Below are 16,099 nucleotides of genomic sequence, written 5' to 3'. Positions count from 1 at the left end.
CGACAGGTTTCTACGATTTTACGCAGTTATCTGATACATATTTTGGTTAATGGTATTGATCACCTGTTCCAGCTGCTCGTCAAAAATCTTATTCAGTTGCTGGAATCCGCCATCTTCGATGAAGGGCGATTGATTCAAGTCTTCCACTTGCAGCACAGATTCCTTGATCAGCTGTTTTTCAAAACGGTCGATCCACTTTTGCTGAATCCGGTTCCAGTTCTGCATCTGGCGCACCCGGTCCACTGCCCTTTTGATCCGGTTTTCGCGGCTTTCCAGAGTACTTCCGATGGCAAGTGTGCGAATGAAAGAAATGATATCAGCGCCCAAATCTTCATTTTTTGCCTGTTTCCAAGCTGCTTTTACCATACGAAGCTCGAAGCCCTGGTCGGCCAAAGCTATCAACAATTCCTTTAAGGAACGTCGATCAAGTTGCTCCGGTCGGGTACAGACAATTTGTAACGCGCTGATCTTGTTCTGGTTTTCCTTTATAAATCGAGTAAAACTTTCGAGGTAATCTTCCGGCCTCTCTGTGTTTCCATAGCCAGTTTCGGTCCGAAGGTATTCATCCTGGTGCTCCGAAAAGTAAAGTGGTCGGTCCGACGAAATTTTCTCATCCAGGAAATTCCACAGGCTGCTTAGTTGCTGAATTTTCTCAAGACTTTCAGGTAACGGGTTTTTCCGTAGGTTCTGGGCGAACTCGTCTATGTTTACTCCGCCTAGCCGATATGTAAATTCATTCAAATTGTATTCGCTCATTTGCTTCTTCTTGCGTTGCAGTTTAGCAATAATTTGTTCGATCTGCCGCCAGGCGCGGGCATCGCTGTCTATATGTTCCAATTCATAGGCCAGCTTCACAAAGGTTTCAGTGGGGTTGACCACCACAGGTTTCATCTGCGAATACTTTTCCAGGGTATCATAAATTTTGACTGCGTCGAAGATTCTGAAAACCTTTTTCCCGATTTCATCACAACGCCGTGTAGCCCGTCCCAGCATTTGTTCGAAAAGTATGCGGGATTTTACCCTGCGTAAAAAGACAATGTTACAGATCGCCGGTACATCTATACCGGTGGTTAACAGATCGACGGTTACGACAATTGTTGGGTATTTTTCATTTTTGAACTTGGTAACTTCTGTCTGCGGATCGTACAAGCTTCCGGTGATTTTCATAATCGCATCATCAGGAAACTGGGCGCCCAGGTTTAAGAACTCTTCTTTGAACAGCGACACGACCATATCTGCATGAGCATTGGTCGCTGCAAACACTAGTGTTTTTTCATCACCATCCGGATCAAGTTCTTTCACCAGTTGCTGTATCACTGTCCGGTTGAAGCTTTCGGTAATTACCTTTTTGTTGAAGCCGGATACATCAATCTGCAATTCATCTTCGAGTTCATCCAGCTCAATAACTGTGTTATTTTCTTTATCCAAAGATTTTGGTCTTTCGCCGGCTTTCCACTCAATACCTTCCTCACTTAGTTTTGTTTTAATGAGTGTCGGCGGATCGTGATCGATCAGAAAACCATCAATGACTGCCTCCCTGTAAGAGTAGGTGTAGACTGGCTTTCCGAATATTTCGGTAGTATGTAAAGCTGGTGTGGCAGTCAAGCCAATTACGTAAGCATCGAAATAGTCCAGCACCATCCGGTATTTGCTTACATAATCCATCTGCGATTTAAAGTGAAGATCATCTTCATCAATCTCCCTATCGAGCAAGTACCCCCTGTGAGCTTCGTCGATGATGATGCAATCGTATTGATCGACCGGCGGCAAGTCGGATTCGCTATCATTATAGTACAATCGTTTGACCATACTTTGTACGGTGGCAAAATGCAGTCGCGTATCCGTATCGGGAATGGCGTCTTTCAAGCTGCTGATCTTATATACTTCCGTGAAGGTATTCAGGCTGTAAACCTTATTGTCTTTGAACGCATCCAAGGCTTGCGTACCGAGCAAAGTACGGTCAACGAGGAACAGAATTCTGTTGAAGCGGTTGGTCTGAATCAGGTGGTAACACAATCCGATGATGGTTCGGGTTTTTCCGGTACCGGTCGCCATTGCAAGCAGCGCTTTTCGCTCAATGGGATTGCTGATAATTTTTTGTTCAACCGCCTGAATCGCCTTCAATTGATACTCACGTAGGCCTAATCCACTTTTTTGAGAAAGGAAATCTAGCGGTATTTCTTGTAATTTTTTGTTTGACTCCTCGATATCCTGGATTCGCAGTTTCTTTAAACCGTCTGGTGAGTACCAGCCATGCAAAGCTTTTGCGTGATTATTCTTGTTTCGTACGTCCAAAAACCAAACCCCGCTTTTGGTTTTAATCTGTTCCAGATATTCCCGGCCATTTGTAGAAAACAGGAACGGAACCTTGTTGCCATCCCACGTTCCTAAGAAGGCAGTCTCTGGTAAAAGTTGAACTTCTTTTGCGTACGCCTTGGATTGGCCTAAGTCAGTGGAAATGTCCTGAGCATATTTTTTTGCTTCGATTATACCGTAGAGCTCCGTACCAATGAAAAGTGCATAATCCGCCCAAAGACTTCCGGCAGGCCATTCTACAATAGCCATTGCCTTACCTCTTTGTGGTAAAGTTTTGTTTTTCTTGTAATTCAATAGGTCAGTATCGACTTCCCACCCCGCTCTCCTGAGTTGCTGATCGATGAGTTGACGCGTTGCAGCCTCAGACCACTCGATTTTTCGTGCAGCTTTCTCAGACCGTTGCTGAATGATCTGTTGTTTTTCTGTGGAGAGACCATTTGTATTTCGCTCTGAAAGTAGCTTATTATATTTCTCTTCCAGATCGCCATAGTCAGTTTCAAGAAGATGCAATGCGTGGCGGGCATCCAGATTTTGAGGCTCAACAAACGAAAGCCTGAAAACATCATCGTTTTCTGTGGAGTAAGTTTCGTAAAACCACTTGGAAATTTGGAAAGCAGCAAGTAAGGCTTCCTTAGCTTCCTGATAAGTGCCTACATGGTCATGTGATGCTTTATTCCCTCGCGTTCTAACATAGTAAAACAGATCCTTTAATGCTTGTGGAAGAATATTTTCAAAACCCAGCAGCCTCAACCGATTTGCGAAAGTATTGTCGACAGGAAATTGCAGTGCGTGTTCTTTAAATAATATTTCCGTGATTCTTTCGCCAAACACCCGAATTTTCCATAACGAAGCCGCAGGATCTTGGTGTAAATTATACTCTGCTGATATTCCAATGTTATATAGAATGGGGAATTCAGATTCCAGGAAAGTAAAGTTTGAAGAATTCGTCATGGAGTAGGTTTCGTTGAATCATAAAGATCAAACACTAAAACATTTACCTGAATTTGGCTATTGAGCCAATTGATTGATCATTTTGATAATTGAGCTTGCATTTACCGTGAAACCTCCCTTTTTGAAACGAAGGCTGTTGGGATGGCAAATTTGGAAAGTGTTAAATGGGAGCTTGTCCGAAGACCACTTGTATAATAACCTTGGAAGTATCGTCTCTATGGCTGCATTTCCTGTATGAACGCCAAAGTATTCTCTCACGTGATAACCATAATTAGGACTTGTCGTCATAATAATGAGGATATCTGGTTTTACAATACTGATTTCTTTGGAGAGAAGGTTGATAAATCCGTTCATCGAGTGATCATACAACTTCCCAGTAGGTCGATTTTTTTCGATATCAATTTTCGACAGGTTTGTCCAAAGAATCGTTTTGTTAAGGTCCCCCTGCCCATAGCTTTGGTTTAAATCCCTTATGAACCACCAAAACGGAGAATTTGGCTGTTCACGATTTGTCATGAAAGATTCATATCTGGATGTAAGTCGCCGATGCGTGTCTAGAAGGTCTTCATTTGGTTTAAAATCCTCCCATCCATGAGTTTCCATCCCCACAAACATTAGTTTCTTTCTGGACTCAGTGTATTCAGGATAGACATGCATCATGAACGGTCCATGCATTCTCTCAACCTGTAAAGGCGTCGCATGCGTATTGATTGTATTGTAAATTTCAGGGAGCTCTTTAAGGTAGAGATCAAGAAGCTGCTCGTTCAAACTGGTTGAGTTCATAACTTTTTTTAAGAGGGAAGTAAAACACAATGTAGTTCATATTGACGACTTGAACGATGCCGTGAGCGGGAGAATTACGGAAATGTAGCCAAGGTGGTGCGGGAGACCAGCGTTGAAAAGATAACTGGAAGTGAGTTATTGCAACTCAAACAGAAATGCTGCGTCAACCTTTTCAATCTTTTGGGCAAACTGCCTCATTCTTATCTATTGCAACTTTTATTGCAACTAAAGAAAAAAGCACTTAGCAAATTAATGCTAAGTGCTTCATTTTCAGGCTCCCGAAGTTGGGCTCGAACCAACGACCCTCTGATTAACAGTCAGATGCTCTAACCGGCTGAGCTATTCAGGAATTTCAAATCCGATTGTTTATCTGAATTCTGGTGCAAATCTAGCAATTCAAGTTATATAGCGCAAGCATCTGCACCAAAAAATTTCTTACCCCTGCACCTGCTGAAGGATTAACTCCTTGACTTTCTTTGCATCTCCCTTTGTAAAATTATTAATAATTATTTCCTGACGCATCCTTGGAATAACACGGATGGTTGAAAAAAATATGCCGCTCTCGATCTCCACACCAGATATATCTGTGTAAAAAACAAAATTGTCGGTACTTCTGAAAAGCTTTCTTACTTTAAAAGTCACGCCCTTTTCGCCAAAGGAAACTTCGTCGGGAAAGAAAGGGTTCATCAATCCGCTGGCGCTATATCGTTGCTTCATCTTGTTTTATAATTGATTTATTTGTTTCACTATAAAGGTACATAGACCACCTTCTTTGTTTCAAAAAATTCTTCCTCAAAATAGTCGGAAAGCTCGTAGATACGTGATTTTTCTTTCAGCTCCGAGAGCTCCTCGGTGAGATCACCACCCTTGAGATATAAAATTCCGTTCCTGAGGGTATGAAATGAATTCCTGCTGATGTTTCTTTTGACCCATCCCACAAACGGCGTAATCCGCGTCACTGCACGGCTCACTACAAATTCATATGAATCATCAAGCTTTTCGGCCCTTACCTGCTCGGCTTTGACATTACTCAATCCCAGCCCCTGAACAATTTCCTCAACTACGCGTATTTTTTTACCAATACTATCCACTAGGTGAAACTGCGCTTCCGGAAACAAAATAGCCAACGGAATACCCGGAAATCCGCCGCCGGTACCCACATCCAGAATACTCGTCCCCGGTTTAAACTGAAGCACTTTTGCGATACCGAGCGAATGCAGCACATGCCTTTCATACAAGGTTTCAATATCCTGCCTCGAAATGACGTTCACCCGCGCATTCCAATAATAATACAGATCTTCCAGCTGGCCGAACCTGAACCTCTGCTCATCCGTAATGTCCGGGAAGTATTTATTGATTAATTCCATGATCTCCGAGGTTTTCTTTTTGTGAATGTCAGAAACCCAAAGATGAGATAATACATAAAAAGGGCAAAATCCATCAGCAAAAAGCCGAACCATTCGACAGTATTGTCCAGCTTCATATTAATAAGTAAAAGAAGAAACCATTGGACGGTCCATCTGACGCCAAAAACGATGCCCAATGTTTGCAACAAAAGTATATCTTTAGTGAGAAGCCCCAGTACCAGAATGATTAATCCTATTACCCATGCCGCCACGTGTGACCCCGAAAGTAAACCCAACAGAATCTTATTCCGCGTTTTATAAAACCGGCTAACCGCGAGGTGCCTCTGTTTTTGCCTGTACCAATCGCCCCAGGTTGTTTTGGGTTTGGAATAAACAAAAGAGTCTTCTTCAATAGAGATGGTCGTGTTCGAACCGTTTGCGACCTCATTCAGAAATATATCATCGTCACCTCCGAATATATGGCGGTGCGTGTAAAAGCCTTTATTAGCGAAAAAAACTTTCGTCTTGTAAAGAATATTTCGGCCGACACCCATGTAGGTAATACCCGCGAGCGTAAAAGAAAGGTACTGAACAGCTGCATAAAATGTTTCGCAGCGGATAAACCAGTTGAGCAATCCCCCCTGCCTTTCATAAGGCGAAAATCCCAGCACAATGTCCTTCTCTTCGCTCACCCGTGAAGTCATGGCGGTGATCCAGTGATTGGTTGACGGCCGGCAGTCAGCGTCCGTCATCAGGGCGATGGGAAACCTGGCTTGTTTCATTCCAACGGTCAGCGCATACTTCTTTGGGGTAACGTGATCAAACTGATCATTGATACGGATGTAGCGGATATGTTTCCAGTTTTGGATGTTGCCTCTGATAAATTCCTCACTGCCGTCGTCTGAGCGGTCGTCCAGCAAAATCACTTCAAACTCGGGGTAGTCCTGCGCATCCAGTAACGGAAGCAATTCCATCAAATTCTCCTTTTCATTCCAGGCGCAAACCAGTACTGTAACCCCGGGTCTTGTATTTGCGTAGTTTGCGCCTTTACCGTAAAATGCCAGCCTGGTAAAAAAGAACAGATAATAGAATAACTGAAGAAACACAAACGCCCCCAGCGCATAAATTAAAGAATCGGCCACAATAGAGAGAGAAGTAAAATTTTTCCATATCAGTTTGCAAATATACGGTCATTGTCAGGAATGTTAGAGACCTTCCCGCTATTTTTGCACATCAGCATTTTAAAACCTTTTAATGAAGTTTACCTTACAAGTTGAAGATAAAGGCTCCAAAGCACGCGCAGGGTTAATCGAAACCGATCATGGGTTGATCCAGACCCCGATATTCATGCCGGTGGGCACGGCCGGAACTGTGAAAGCTGTACACCAGCGGGAATTAAAAGAAGATATCAAAGCGCAGATCATTTTAGGCAATACTTACCATCTATACCTGAGGCCGGGGCTCGATATCCTGCAGAAAGCCGGCGGACTTCATGGCTTTAATGGTTGGGACAGGCCCATTCTTACAGACAGTGGAGGTTACCAGGTTTACTCCCTGGCAGGCACGGGGCGCAAAATCAACGAAGCGGGTGTGGTATTTAAGTCACACATTGACGGTGGTGTACACACATTCACGCCCGAAAATGTCATGGATATTCAGCGGATCATCGGCGCGGATATTGTTATGGCGTTTGACGAATGTACACCTTATCCCTGTGAATTTTCTTACGCCAGGCAGTCAATGGAGATGACCCATAGGTGGCTCACCCGCTGCTGCGATCGCTTCGACCATACAGCACAGCTGTACAACCATAGCCAGACACTTTTTCCTATTGTTCAAGGGAGTGTATACAAAGACCTTAGAAAACAATCTGCAGAATTCATTGCCGCCCAAAACCGGGAAGGAAATGCAATCGGCGGACTGTCTGTCGGAGAACCCGCGGAGATCATGTACGAACTAACAGAAGTAGTATGCGAAATACTTCCCAAAGAAAAACCAAGATATTTGATGGGCGTCGGAACGCCTTCTAACATTTTAGAATGCATTTCTCTTGGCATTGATATGTTCGATTGTGTAATGCCTACCCGCAACGCCCGTAATGGCATGATTTTTACGACAGAAGGTGTGATCAATATCCGTAACGAAAAATGGAAGGATGATCTGTCACCCATTGATGCTAATCTTGGAGGATACGTCAGTACATTTTATACCAAAGCGTATTTGCGGCACCTTGTAAAATCAGGAGAGATGCTCGGTGCCCAGATTGCAAGCGTTCATAACCTGACATTTTATTTGTGGCTGGTGAACACGGCAAGGGAAAAAATTATAGACGGAACTTTTGTATCCTGGAGGAGAGATATCGAAAAAAAATTAATTCAACGGCTTTGAAAGTTCACAAAAGGGAGTTTCTTTCGGGTAAATTTTGAATTAATTAACAGGAAAGTTTTTCATTTGTAGCAACTATGGTTGATTAAATGATATTGTTAACCTATTTTTGCGCCACTAGGCTTTGGTTAATACAAAATTGGCCATGAATTAAAATAATATAATTTTACTCATAATTGACTATAACTTAATCCTAGTTAATCTTAATAACGCTAACTTGAATAGTATGAAAAAAGTATCCCAGTTGATTTGTTCGTTTGCCTTGGGGGCAATGATGGCGCTGCCTTCATTGGCACAACCGCTAGAGCAACCGAATTCTCCGGATTACAATCCTAAGGCTAGTTATGATGGTCCTTACAAATTGAACACATGGTCAATTTCCGCACACTTTGGACCGTCAATGTTCTTTGGAGATTTGAGAGAGTATGATTTTTGGCCAGTTACAAAAACAAACTCTGACAGCCATAAAGAATCTGGGACTTTTCAAGGCGGCCTCACGATTAACAAACAGCTTTCCTACCTATTTGGCGCCCGTCTTGACGGTTCTATCGGAAATTTACGCGGTATGAAACGTCGTAATTACAACCGTTATTTTGAAGGAAACTATTTCGACGTCTCTCTCGCGGGAACGGTTAACCTCAAAGGCCTTCTAATGGGGCCGAATAAAATGAAGCGCTGGAAAATTGATGCCTATGCAGGTATCGGTCAAATTTTCTATGACGCAACGGCTTATGATCTTACGGGAGGTGTTGCTCTTCGCGAAACAGGCAAAATGAATGACTGGATTGTTCCAACCGGTTTGAACATCAATTATGAAGTATCTAAAAGAATCGATATCGGTCTTGACTTTCGTCTGAACCATACCAACTCCGATTACCTGGATGCAACCTATGGTGGCGATTATGACAGAATTAAAGACAGTTTCATTATTTCTGATCAGAAAACTTCACGCAAAGGAAATTCTGAACTTGATAGCTATGGTTTCGGATCTATCCAGTTGACTTATAAGTTAGGTAAGAAAGCACTTAAAGTTGCTAAGGTTGACGGCAAGTGGGATTACAAACCAGATGAAGGCGGATATTACCACCTGCGTTACACAGATCCAAAAGTGTTGCTTAAAGCACCAAAAATTCTTACACTTGAAGAAATGGATTCTGTTGCGAAAGCAAATCGTCCAAAAGATATCGACCCAAGATTGTTGCTTGATACTGATGGTGATGGTGTTTCTGACTTCTTCGATAAAGAACCAAATTCACCAGCCGGAAGCATTGTTGACGGTAGCGGTCGTGTGCTTGACTTCGATTCTTACGTAAAAAATGCATTGGCGACAGGTGCTGCCTGCAGCGAGATCTTTGCAAACGTGATGTTCGATACTGATAAAAATACTATCAAACCTGAATTCCAGGAACTGCTTAAAAACGTAGCAGCATTGATGAACAAAAACGGATGCCGTCTGCAACTTGCCGGACATACTGACCGTCGTGCAACAGATCGTTACAACATCGCACTCTCACGTCGCCGTGTAGATGCTGTTAAAAACTACCTGATCAACGAAGCTGGTCTGACTGATCCTAGCAAAGTGATTGTTGACTACTTCGGTTCATTCAAACCAATCGCTGACAGCGCAACACGTGCAGGTCTTCAGAGAAACCGTCGCGTAGAACTTAAACTTCTTCCGTAGTAGTTTTAAGTCAACGTAAAAGAGAAAGGCTCCCCGACGGGAGCCTTTCTCTTTTCACCATACCATTACGATATTTTGTTTAAAATTTTGAAGGATTACCTATTAATAGCACGAAGAGAGAATTAATGAAACAATACAATTATTTGATAGTTGGCGCCGGTTTGTGGGGATCTGTTTTTGCACATGAAGCAAATAAAAGAGGAAAAAAATGCCTGGTTATAGACCGACGCGAACACACTGGCGGTAATATTTTTTGTGAAAACGTAGAAGGCATCAATGTCCACAAATACGGTGCCCATATTTTCCATACCAATGATAAGGACATTTGGGATTATGTAAACTCGTTTGTTGAGTTTAACCGATACACCAATTCTCCTGTTGCAAACTTTAACGGGGAGCTCTACAACCTTCCGTTTAATATGAATACCTTTTATCAGCTATGGAAGGTACGTACTCCGGAAGAAGCCAAAGCAAAGATCAGGGAGCAGGTTGAAGAAGCCGGCATTACAGATCCAAAAAACCTTGAAGAGCAGGCGATTTCGCTGGTGGGTACCGACATATACCACAAGCTGATCAAAGCTTATACCGAGAAGCAGTGGGGGCGAAAAGCTACCGAATTGCCGGCTTTTATCATCAAGCGCCTGCCAGTACGGTTCACGTTTGATAACAATTATTTCAATGACCGATATCAGGGTATTCCCATTGGCGGATATAACAAATTGACCGAGGGTCTCTTGAAAGGTATTGATGTTAGGACAGGCGTGGATTTTTTCAAGGAACGGGCGGCACTTGCAGAACTTGCTGAAACGATTGTTTATACCGGGCAAATTGATGAATATTTCAATTTCAAATACGGGCAGCTTGAATACAGAAGCCTGCGTTTTGACAATCAATTACTGGATCAGGATAATTACCAGGGTAATGCGGTAGTGAATTATACGGACGGCGAAACACCATTTACACGCATCATCGAACACAAACATTTTGAGTTTGGAACTCAGCCAAAAACCGTCATTACACATGAATATCCGCAGGAATGGGAAAAAGGAGCTGAACCATATTATCCCGTGAATGATGACAAAAACACAGAAATTTTTAATCAATACAAAGCGCTGGCTGCCCAGGAAGACGATGTGATTTTCGGAGGACGATTAGCGGAGTATCGCTATTACGACATGCATCAGGTCGTTGGTTCAGCGCTGAAGAAAGTGAAAGTACATTTCGGATAATTTAACCGAAACCTGATTTCAAATCCTTGTTCCGAAACTTTCGTGGGACAAGGATTTTTTGTTTTTAGCATTCATAAAAAATAATTGTAAAAATCGTGTTACCTAAGTTACAAAGCAGCGTCTAAATCGGAAAATCACTTCGTCACAGACTCATGCAGGAAAAGTTGCTGGAAAACATTACACGAACTAAAACGATCCATCCGGAAAAAGGTCTGTTAAGTCCCACTATCCGGCGCGGTATTCGCAGCAACTGGTATTGGTTTGTCATCTCACCAATCTTGTGTATCTCTTCAACATTCATTTATCTACGATACGCAACTTCACAATATGTCGTAAATGCGTCCATTCTGATAAGGGATGATTCCAGGGGCTCTGAATTTGGAGACGTAACTGCACTCGAAAACCTCGGACTAGGCCCCGTGCAAAGTAGCGTTGACAATGAACTTGAAGTCCTTAAAAGCCGAACGCTGATGGAAAGTGTTGTCGATGATCTCCAGCTTTTCATCCGCTGTTTCGCTTCGGGACATGTCAAGACTGCCGAACTATATGAAAAATCGCCATTTTTTGTTCAGCTTATCAACCCCGATTCGATCCACTGGGTCAAACCGGTCACTTATTCACTAACATTTCAGAATGGGAACAAATACCGGTTAGCCACCGCTGATACAGAGATTTACGGAATATTTGGCGACACAATTTTACTGCCCCAAGGCCACGCAATCATACAAAAGACAAAGTATAAACCCGCGCCCGAAGACAAGTATTCAATTATTATATCCGAAAAAAATGAGGTCGTGGATGAATACTCGGCATCACTAAAGGTTCAAGCCGCTAACAAACTTGTAAGTGTTGTAAACATATCACTGACAGAAAAACTTCCTGTAAAAGCAGAGGCGATCATGCAACAGCTGATCGAAAACTATCTGAAAGCCAGTATTGACGACAAAAACCGGATTGCGGATAGCACAATCATTTTTATAAATGAAAACCTGCGGCAAGTATCCGCTGAACTGGCCGAAATAGAAAAGAGGATTGAGAATTTTCTACGGTCAAACCACATGACCGATGTTGAAGAAAATGGCAAACTGCTCGTTCAAACTTCAAGTCAACTGTCCAGAGACAGGCGCCAATATACTATCCAGCTTAAAATCCTTGAATGCCTGCAGAAATATATCGGCGAATTTCCCGGCCATGCTATTCCATCTTCACTATTTGTACAAGATCCCAATTTTATAGCGATCGTCCGAAATTACAACGATCTCCACTCATTGTTAAAAAAAACGGACGCGACCACGGCAGCTGCGCATCCCTCATTTCAGGCACTACAAGCCGAATTAAAAGGCGCCCGGGAAAATTTACTGGAAAGCATTCAATCGCAAAAACAAGAGCTGCAAACTGGCATTGCTGCTCTAAATCTACATGTGGAAGGTCTTCAAAAACAAACAGATAAAATCCCGTCGAAAACAAGGACATTTTTAGATTACTCCAGACAGCAACAGATCAAACAGGAGCTTTATACTTTTTTATTGAAAAAACGGGTAGAGGCGTCCATTTCACGATCATCGACGTTCGCCAATGCGAGAATTATTGATAAACCAAAGGCTGATCCCGACCCCGTAAATCCACAAAAAAAGCTATACTTACTTTTAGCTGGCCTGATCGGGTTTGGTTTTCCTCTTGCAATACTCTATCTGCATGAGACACTAAATACCCAGGTACAAATCTCGACCGATGTTACTTCCCGGCTTAAAATACCTATTCTTGCTGAAATCGGACATCATAACAGATCCAGCATAAGCGTATTTCAGTCGGACAGCAAAAGCCATATTGCAGAACAATTCAGGGTTCTTCGTACCCATATCCAATTTTTGCGTGCGACAAAAAGTAAACATGTGATTCTTCTGACATCCAGCATAGGCGGTGAAGGCAAGTCATTTATCGCTGCGAACCTGTGCAATGCGCTTGCCTTAACCGGTAAAAAAACATTGCTGATCGAGCTGGATCTGCGAAAACCCAAAATAGCTAACTACCTGAACCTAAATATAGAAGGCGTTACGGATCATCTGACATTCAACAGTAGTTTATCAACAATTATCCAACCATCAGGCTTACACGGCTATTTTGACGTGATACCGTCCGGTCCTTTGCCACCTGATCCCGCTGAACTGCTTTGCACGGAAAAAACAGGAGAAATGATATCCCAACTAAAAGCCCAATATGATTTTATCATTTTGGATACTCCGCCCATCGGATTGGTAACCGATGCCCGCCTCATCGCCCATCATGCGGATGTTTCACTGTATGTAATCCGGCAACAATTTACGCAAAAACATCAGCTGGAAACGATACGAGGAATTTCTGACGGTGATTTGTTACCGGGACTTCACCTGATCATTAACGACGTGAAACCACTGCCAGGATATAATTACGGTTATTACAACGAGGAAGAAAACATTTTGCAAAGGATTCGCAAATGGTTAAAGCTAAACACGAAATCCCGATGATCAATTTGGAACAAAACGGTATCTATATCATCGGCGAAATTGGCCAGGCGCATGAGGGAAGTCTGGGAATGGCGCATTCCTATATCGATGCTCTGGCAGGTATAGGTGTCAATGCCGCAAAGTTTCAGGTTCATATTGCAGAGGCCGAAAGCAGCATGTATGAAGGCTTTCGTGCACCATTTTCATACGAAGATGCGAGCAGGTTTGCCTATTGGAAAAGAATGGAATTTACAAGAGAGCAATGGGCAGGATTACGAAATCATTGTCATGATAAAAACCTCGATTTTCTGGCCAGCCCGTTTTCTGTTAAGTCAGTTGAGTTGCTGGAAAAGGTAGGCACAGACAAGTTCAAAATTGGTTCGGGCGAAATCAATAATCTTTTAATGATCAGAAAAATCGCTGAAACTAAAAAGGAAATCATCCTTTCGTCCGGAATGAGCTCTTACGACGAACTGGACCGAATTTCGAGTTTTCTAAAAACACAAGAAGTCAAATTTTCCATCCTGCAATGCACAACCTCCTATCCCACCCGGCCTGAGCAATGGGGACTAAACGTCATACCGCTTTTGAAAGAACGTTATGCTGTAAAAACAGGATTTTCAGACCATTCCGGAGACATTTATGCCTGTTTGGCCGCTACCGCTCTGGGAGCAGAAATACTGGAATTTCACATTGTATACGATCAAAGAATGTTCGGCCCGGACGCACGCTCATCCCTGACTGTCGATCAGGCGGAAGTCATGGTCAAGGGAGTCAGGCAAATCGAATCGGCGCTGAATAGCCCGGTCAATAAAACAGACAACCAATCATCTGAATTTCTCAAAACACTATTTGGCAAATCCCTGGCGGTCAATAAAAAGCTAAAAAAAGGACATTCTTTGTGCATACAAGATTTTGAATCCAAAAAACCGGGCGACAGAGGAATTCCTGCTCTGGATTACGAATCCATTATTAATAGAAAGCTAAATAAGGATCTTGCGCAATGGGATTTTGTAACACTAAACGATCTTATCTAATGCGCAAAATTTGTGTTGTTATCACGGCAAGAGCAAGTTACAGCCGCGTAAAGTCTGCCTTGGCGGCCATCCATGAACACCCGAAGCTTGAATTACAACTCGTATTGGCCGCAAGCGCGTTGCTCGACAACTACGGATCAGTCCTGGAAAATATCAGAAACGACGGATTTAAAGTTACAGCAAGGATCTCGAATGCACTCGATGCCGAAACCGCCACCGCTGCGGCAAAAACAACGGGTTTGGGTATTATTGAACTCGCAACCGTCTTCGATAATATCACCCCTGATATTGTATTCACGATCGCCGACAGGTTCGAAACCATGTCAGCAGCAATAGCTGCTTCTTTTGCACATATTCCACTCGCGCATTTGCAGGGCGGTGAGGTTACGGGCAATATCGATAACAAGGTCAGGTACTCCGTAACACAATTGGCGGACCTCCATTTTGCATCAACAGAACAGGCAAAGGTTCGTGTTGAGAAAGCCATTAACAGCTCAAAATCTGTATATAATGTTGGTTGTCCATCTATCGATCTCGCAGCAGAAGTGTTGGAAAAATCTGCGTTAGACTTTGATGCCTTTCAGCTCTACGGAGGCGTGGGCGAACATATTGAGCTACTTAGCCCCTTCTTGGTAGTGATGCAACACCCTGTAACTACCGAAAGTCATTTATCAAAAACTCAAATAGACCAAACCCTCGAAGCAATCAAACAACTGAACATTCCAACCTGTTGGTTTTGGCCAAACATGGATCCCGGAACAGGAGGAACTGTTAAGGGAATCAGAATATTCCGCGAGCATAATCCCGGCCTTCCGATTCATTTTTTCAAGAATATGGCGCCTGCACATTTTTTAAAATTAGCAAAAAACAGTCTGTGCCTGATTGGGAACTCGAGCGTCGGGATAAGAGAGTGTTCGTTTTTAGGGATTCCGGTAGTCAATATTGGCACACGCCAGGCTGGCAGGGAAAGAGGTATAAATGTGATCGATGTCGATTACGACGCAACTGCTATCAAAGATGCGATTGAAAGACAGATCGCTCACAAACATTATCCGTCCAATATACTTTATGGAAACGGAGGTGCAGGAAAAATGATCGCCGATCTGCTCGACAGAGTACCGCTCAATTCTGAAAAATCAAGGTCTGATGGATAAATTCCCGCGCATACTCGGCTTGATCCCGGCAAGAGGCGGGTCAAAAGGCATACCAGGTAAAAACATCAAAATGCTCGCCGGAAGGTCCCTGATCCAATACACAATCGAATCTGCACTGGAATCGCTGTTGCTTAATACTATAATAGTTTCCAGCGATAACGAGGAAATCCTTGACCATGTCAGGCAATTCCAGCATGTAAAAATTCCATTTATCCGGCCTGCAGAACTTGCGCTCGACCAAACTCCTTCGATTGCTGTTGCTCAGCATGCAGTCGCATATTATGAAGACATAGGGGAAATATTTGACTACGTCTGTCTCCTGCAACCGACTACGCCAGTTCGCGGCAAAGGTTTGATCGACAAGACTATTCAGGAAATTATCCGATCAAAGGCTGACAGTCTGGTCACAATCAAGAAGATCCCTGAAAAATATAATCCCTATTGGGCTTTCATCTGTAACGAAAATCGGTTCCTGGATCCTGCTATCGATCAAACAGTACTTACCCCACGTCGGCAGGATCTACCTGGTGCGTATTATAGAGACGGGAAAATTTACATTACAAAGACGGATCTGATAAAACGGGGAGTTTTGCTCGGAGGAAACATCGCCGGATTTATAAATGAGGATGAACCGGACATAAATATAGATTCTTATGCAGATTGGGAAAAGGCGGAAAAATGGGCAGCCAATGCAGCCCCAGTATAAAACTCGGGTATTATTACTGATCACAAAC

Annotated in this window: 12 protein-coding genes and 1 tRNA gene; 7 read left to right on the top strand and 6 right to left on the bottom strand. The window is 43.0% G+C overall.

Annotated elements, in window-relative coordinates; genetic code table 11:
• Window positions 1–18 precede the first annotated feature (18 nt).
• From hsdR to FBF61_RS18720, 6 genes are all read right to left on the bottom strand, one after another.
• Entirely contained in the window at window positions 19–3,267 is a 3,249-nt protein-coding gene (gene hsdR / locus FBF61_RS18745; protein WP_138480050.1) for a type I restriction-modification system endonuclease, read from the bottom strand.
• A 57-nt stretch (window positions 3,268–3,324) separates the two neighbouring features.
• Window positions 3,325–4,050 (bottom strand): hypothetical protein, encoded by a 726-nt coding sequence (locus tag FBF61_RS18740; protein ID WP_138480048.1) that lies wholly within the window; start codon window positions 4,048–4,050, stop codon window positions 3,325–3,327.
• A gap of 275 nt (window positions 4,051–4,325) precedes the next feature.
• Window positions 4,326–4,399: transfer RNA gene (locus FBF61_RS18735), tRNA-Asn, on the bottom strand.
• 86 nt (window positions 4,400–4,485) lie between these two features.
• Complete coding sequence (locus tag FBF61_RS18730) at window positions 4,486–4,767, bottom strand: hypothetical protein (RefSeq protein WP_138480046.1); 282 nt, start codon at window positions 4,765–4,767, stop codon at window positions 4,486–4,488.
• Window positions 4,768–4,796: 29 nt separating this feature from the next.
• Window positions 4,797–5,417, bottom strand: coding sequence for a 16S rRNA (guanine(527)-N(7))-methyltransferase RsmG (rsmG, locus tag FBF61_RS18725; RefSeq protein WP_229215122.1), 621 nt, complete (start codon window positions 5,415–5,417; stop codon window positions 4,797–4,799).
• On the bottom strand, window positions 5,408–6,538 hold the full coding sequence (locus tag FBF61_RS18720; protein WP_138480042.1) for a glycosyltransferase: 1,131 nt from the start codon (window positions 6,536–6,538) through the stop codon (window positions 5,408–5,410). The genes rsmG and FBF61_RS18720 overlap by 10 nt, the downstream gene beginning before the upstream one ends.
• Window positions 6,539–6,650: 112 nt before the next feature.
• On the opposite strand from FBF61_RS18720, the gene tgt reads away from it, so the two are divergent.
• The 7 genes from tgt (at window position 6,651) to FBF61_RS18685 (ending at window position 16,071) form a co-directional block, all read left to right on the top strand.
• Window positions 6,651–7,784 carry a tRNA guanosine(34) transglycosylase Tgt gene (gene tgt / locus FBF61_RS18715; RefSeq protein ID WP_138480040.1) on the top strand — a complete coding sequence of 378 codons (1,134 nt, stop codon included), beginning with the start codon at window positions 6,651–6,653 and terminating at the stop codon, window positions 7,782–7,784.
• 223 nt (window positions 7,785–8,007) lie between these two features.
• Window positions 8,008–9,462 carry an OmpA family protein gene (locus tag FBF61_RS18710; RefSeq protein ID WP_138480037.1) on the top strand — a complete coding sequence of 485 codons (1,455 nt, stop codon included), beginning with the start codon at window positions 8,008–8,010 and terminating at the stop codon, window positions 9,460–9,462.
• Window positions 9,463–9,587: 125 nt separating this feature from the next.
• Window positions 9,588–10,691 (top strand): UDP-galactopyranose mutase, encoded by a 1,104-nt coding sequence (gene glf, locus FBF61_RS18705; RefSeq protein ID WP_138480035.1) that lies wholly within the window; start codon window positions 9,588–9,590, stop codon window positions 10,689–10,691.
• A 152-nt stretch (window positions 10,692–10,843) separates the two neighbouring features.
• Window positions 10,844–13,195: a GumC family protein gene (locus FBF61_RS18700; protein ID WP_138480033.1), complete on the top strand. Its 2,352-nt coding sequence runs from the start codon at window positions 10,844–10,846 to the stop codon at window positions 13,193–13,195.
• The gene (locus FBF61_RS18695) at window positions 13,192–14,211 is read left to right on the top strand and encodes an N-acetylneuraminate synthase family protein (protein ID WP_138480501.1); all 1,020 of its coding nucleotides are present in this window, start codon (window positions 13,192–13,194) and stop codon (window positions 14,209–14,211) included. The genes FBF61_RS18700 and FBF61_RS18695 overlap by 4 nt, the downstream gene beginning before the upstream one ends.
• The gene (gene neuC, locus FBF61_RS18690; protein WP_138480031.1) at window positions 14,211–15,365 is read left to right on the top strand and encodes a UDP-N-acetylglucosamine 2-epimerase; all 1,155 of its coding nucleotides are present in this window, start codon (window positions 14,211–14,213) and stop codon (window positions 15,363–15,365) included. The genes FBF61_RS18695 and neuC overlap by 1 nt, the downstream gene beginning before the upstream one ends.
• Window positions 15,358–16,071 (top strand): acylneuraminate cytidylyltransferase family protein, encoded by a 714-nt coding sequence (locus tag FBF61_RS18685; protein ID WP_138480028.1) that lies wholly within the window; start codon window positions 15,358–15,360, stop codon window positions 16,069–16,071. Before neuC ends, FBF61_RS18685 begins: the two co-directional genes overlap by 8 nt.
• Window positions 16,072–16,099 lie beyond the last annotated feature (28 nt).

This window comes from Dyadobacter bucti, from assembly GCF_005869225.1.
GTDB classification, from domain to species: Bacteria; Bacteroidota; Bacteroidia; order Cytophagales; family Spirosomataceae; genus Dyadobacter; species Dyadobacter bucti.
The sequence above is the reverse complement of the archived record's forward strand: the minus strand, read 5'-3'. Positions and strand labels throughout refer to the sequence as shown.

What these genes read in the sequence shown, in the direction of transcription:
- neuC (WP_138480031.1), top strand. Translation starts at nt 14,211, where the DNA reads ATGCGCAAAATTTGTGTTGTTATCACGGCAAGAGCAAGTTACAGCCGC.
- FBF61_RS18685 (WP_138480028.1), top strand. Translation starts at nt 15,358, where the DNA reads ATGGATAAATTCCCGCGCATACTCGGCTTGATCCCGGCAAGAGGCGGG.
- FBF61_RS18730 (WP_138480046.1), bottom strand. Translation starts at nt 4,767, where the DNA reads ATGAAGCAACGATATAGCGCCAGCGGATTGATGAACCCTTTCTTTCCC.
- FBF61_RS18710 (WP_138480037.1), top strand. Translation starts at nt 8,008, where the DNA reads ATGAAAAAAGTATCCCAGTTGATTTGTTCGTTTGCCTTGGGGGCAATG.
- rsmG (WP_229215122.1), bottom strand. Translation starts at nt 5,417, where the DNA reads ATGGAATTAATCAATAAATACTTCCCGGACATTACGGATGAGCAGAGG.
- tgt (WP_138480040.1), top strand. Translation starts at nt 6,651, where the DNA reads ATGAAGTTTACCTTACAAGTTGAAGATAAAGGCTCCAAAGCACGCGCA.
- glf (WP_138480035.1), top strand. Translation starts at nt 9,588, where the DNA reads ATGAAACAATACAATTATTTGATAGTTGGCGCCGGTTTGTGGGGATCT.
- FBF61_RS18740 (WP_138480048.1), bottom strand. Translation starts at nt 4,050, where the DNA reads ATGAACTCAACCAGTTTGAACGAGCAGCTTCTTGATCTCTACCTTAAA.
- FBF61_RS18695 (WP_138480501.1), top strand. Translation starts at nt 13,192, where the DNA reads ATGATCAATTTGGAACAAAACGGTATCTATATCATCGGCGAAATTGGC.
- FBF61_RS18700 (WP_138480033.1), top strand. Translation starts at nt 10,844, where the DNA reads ATGCAGGAAAAGTTGCTGGAAAACATTACACGAACTAAAACGATCCAT.
- hsdR (WP_138480050.1), bottom strand. Translation starts at nt 3,267, where the DNA reads ATGACGAATTCTTCAAACTTTACTTTCCTGGAATCTGAATTCCCCATT.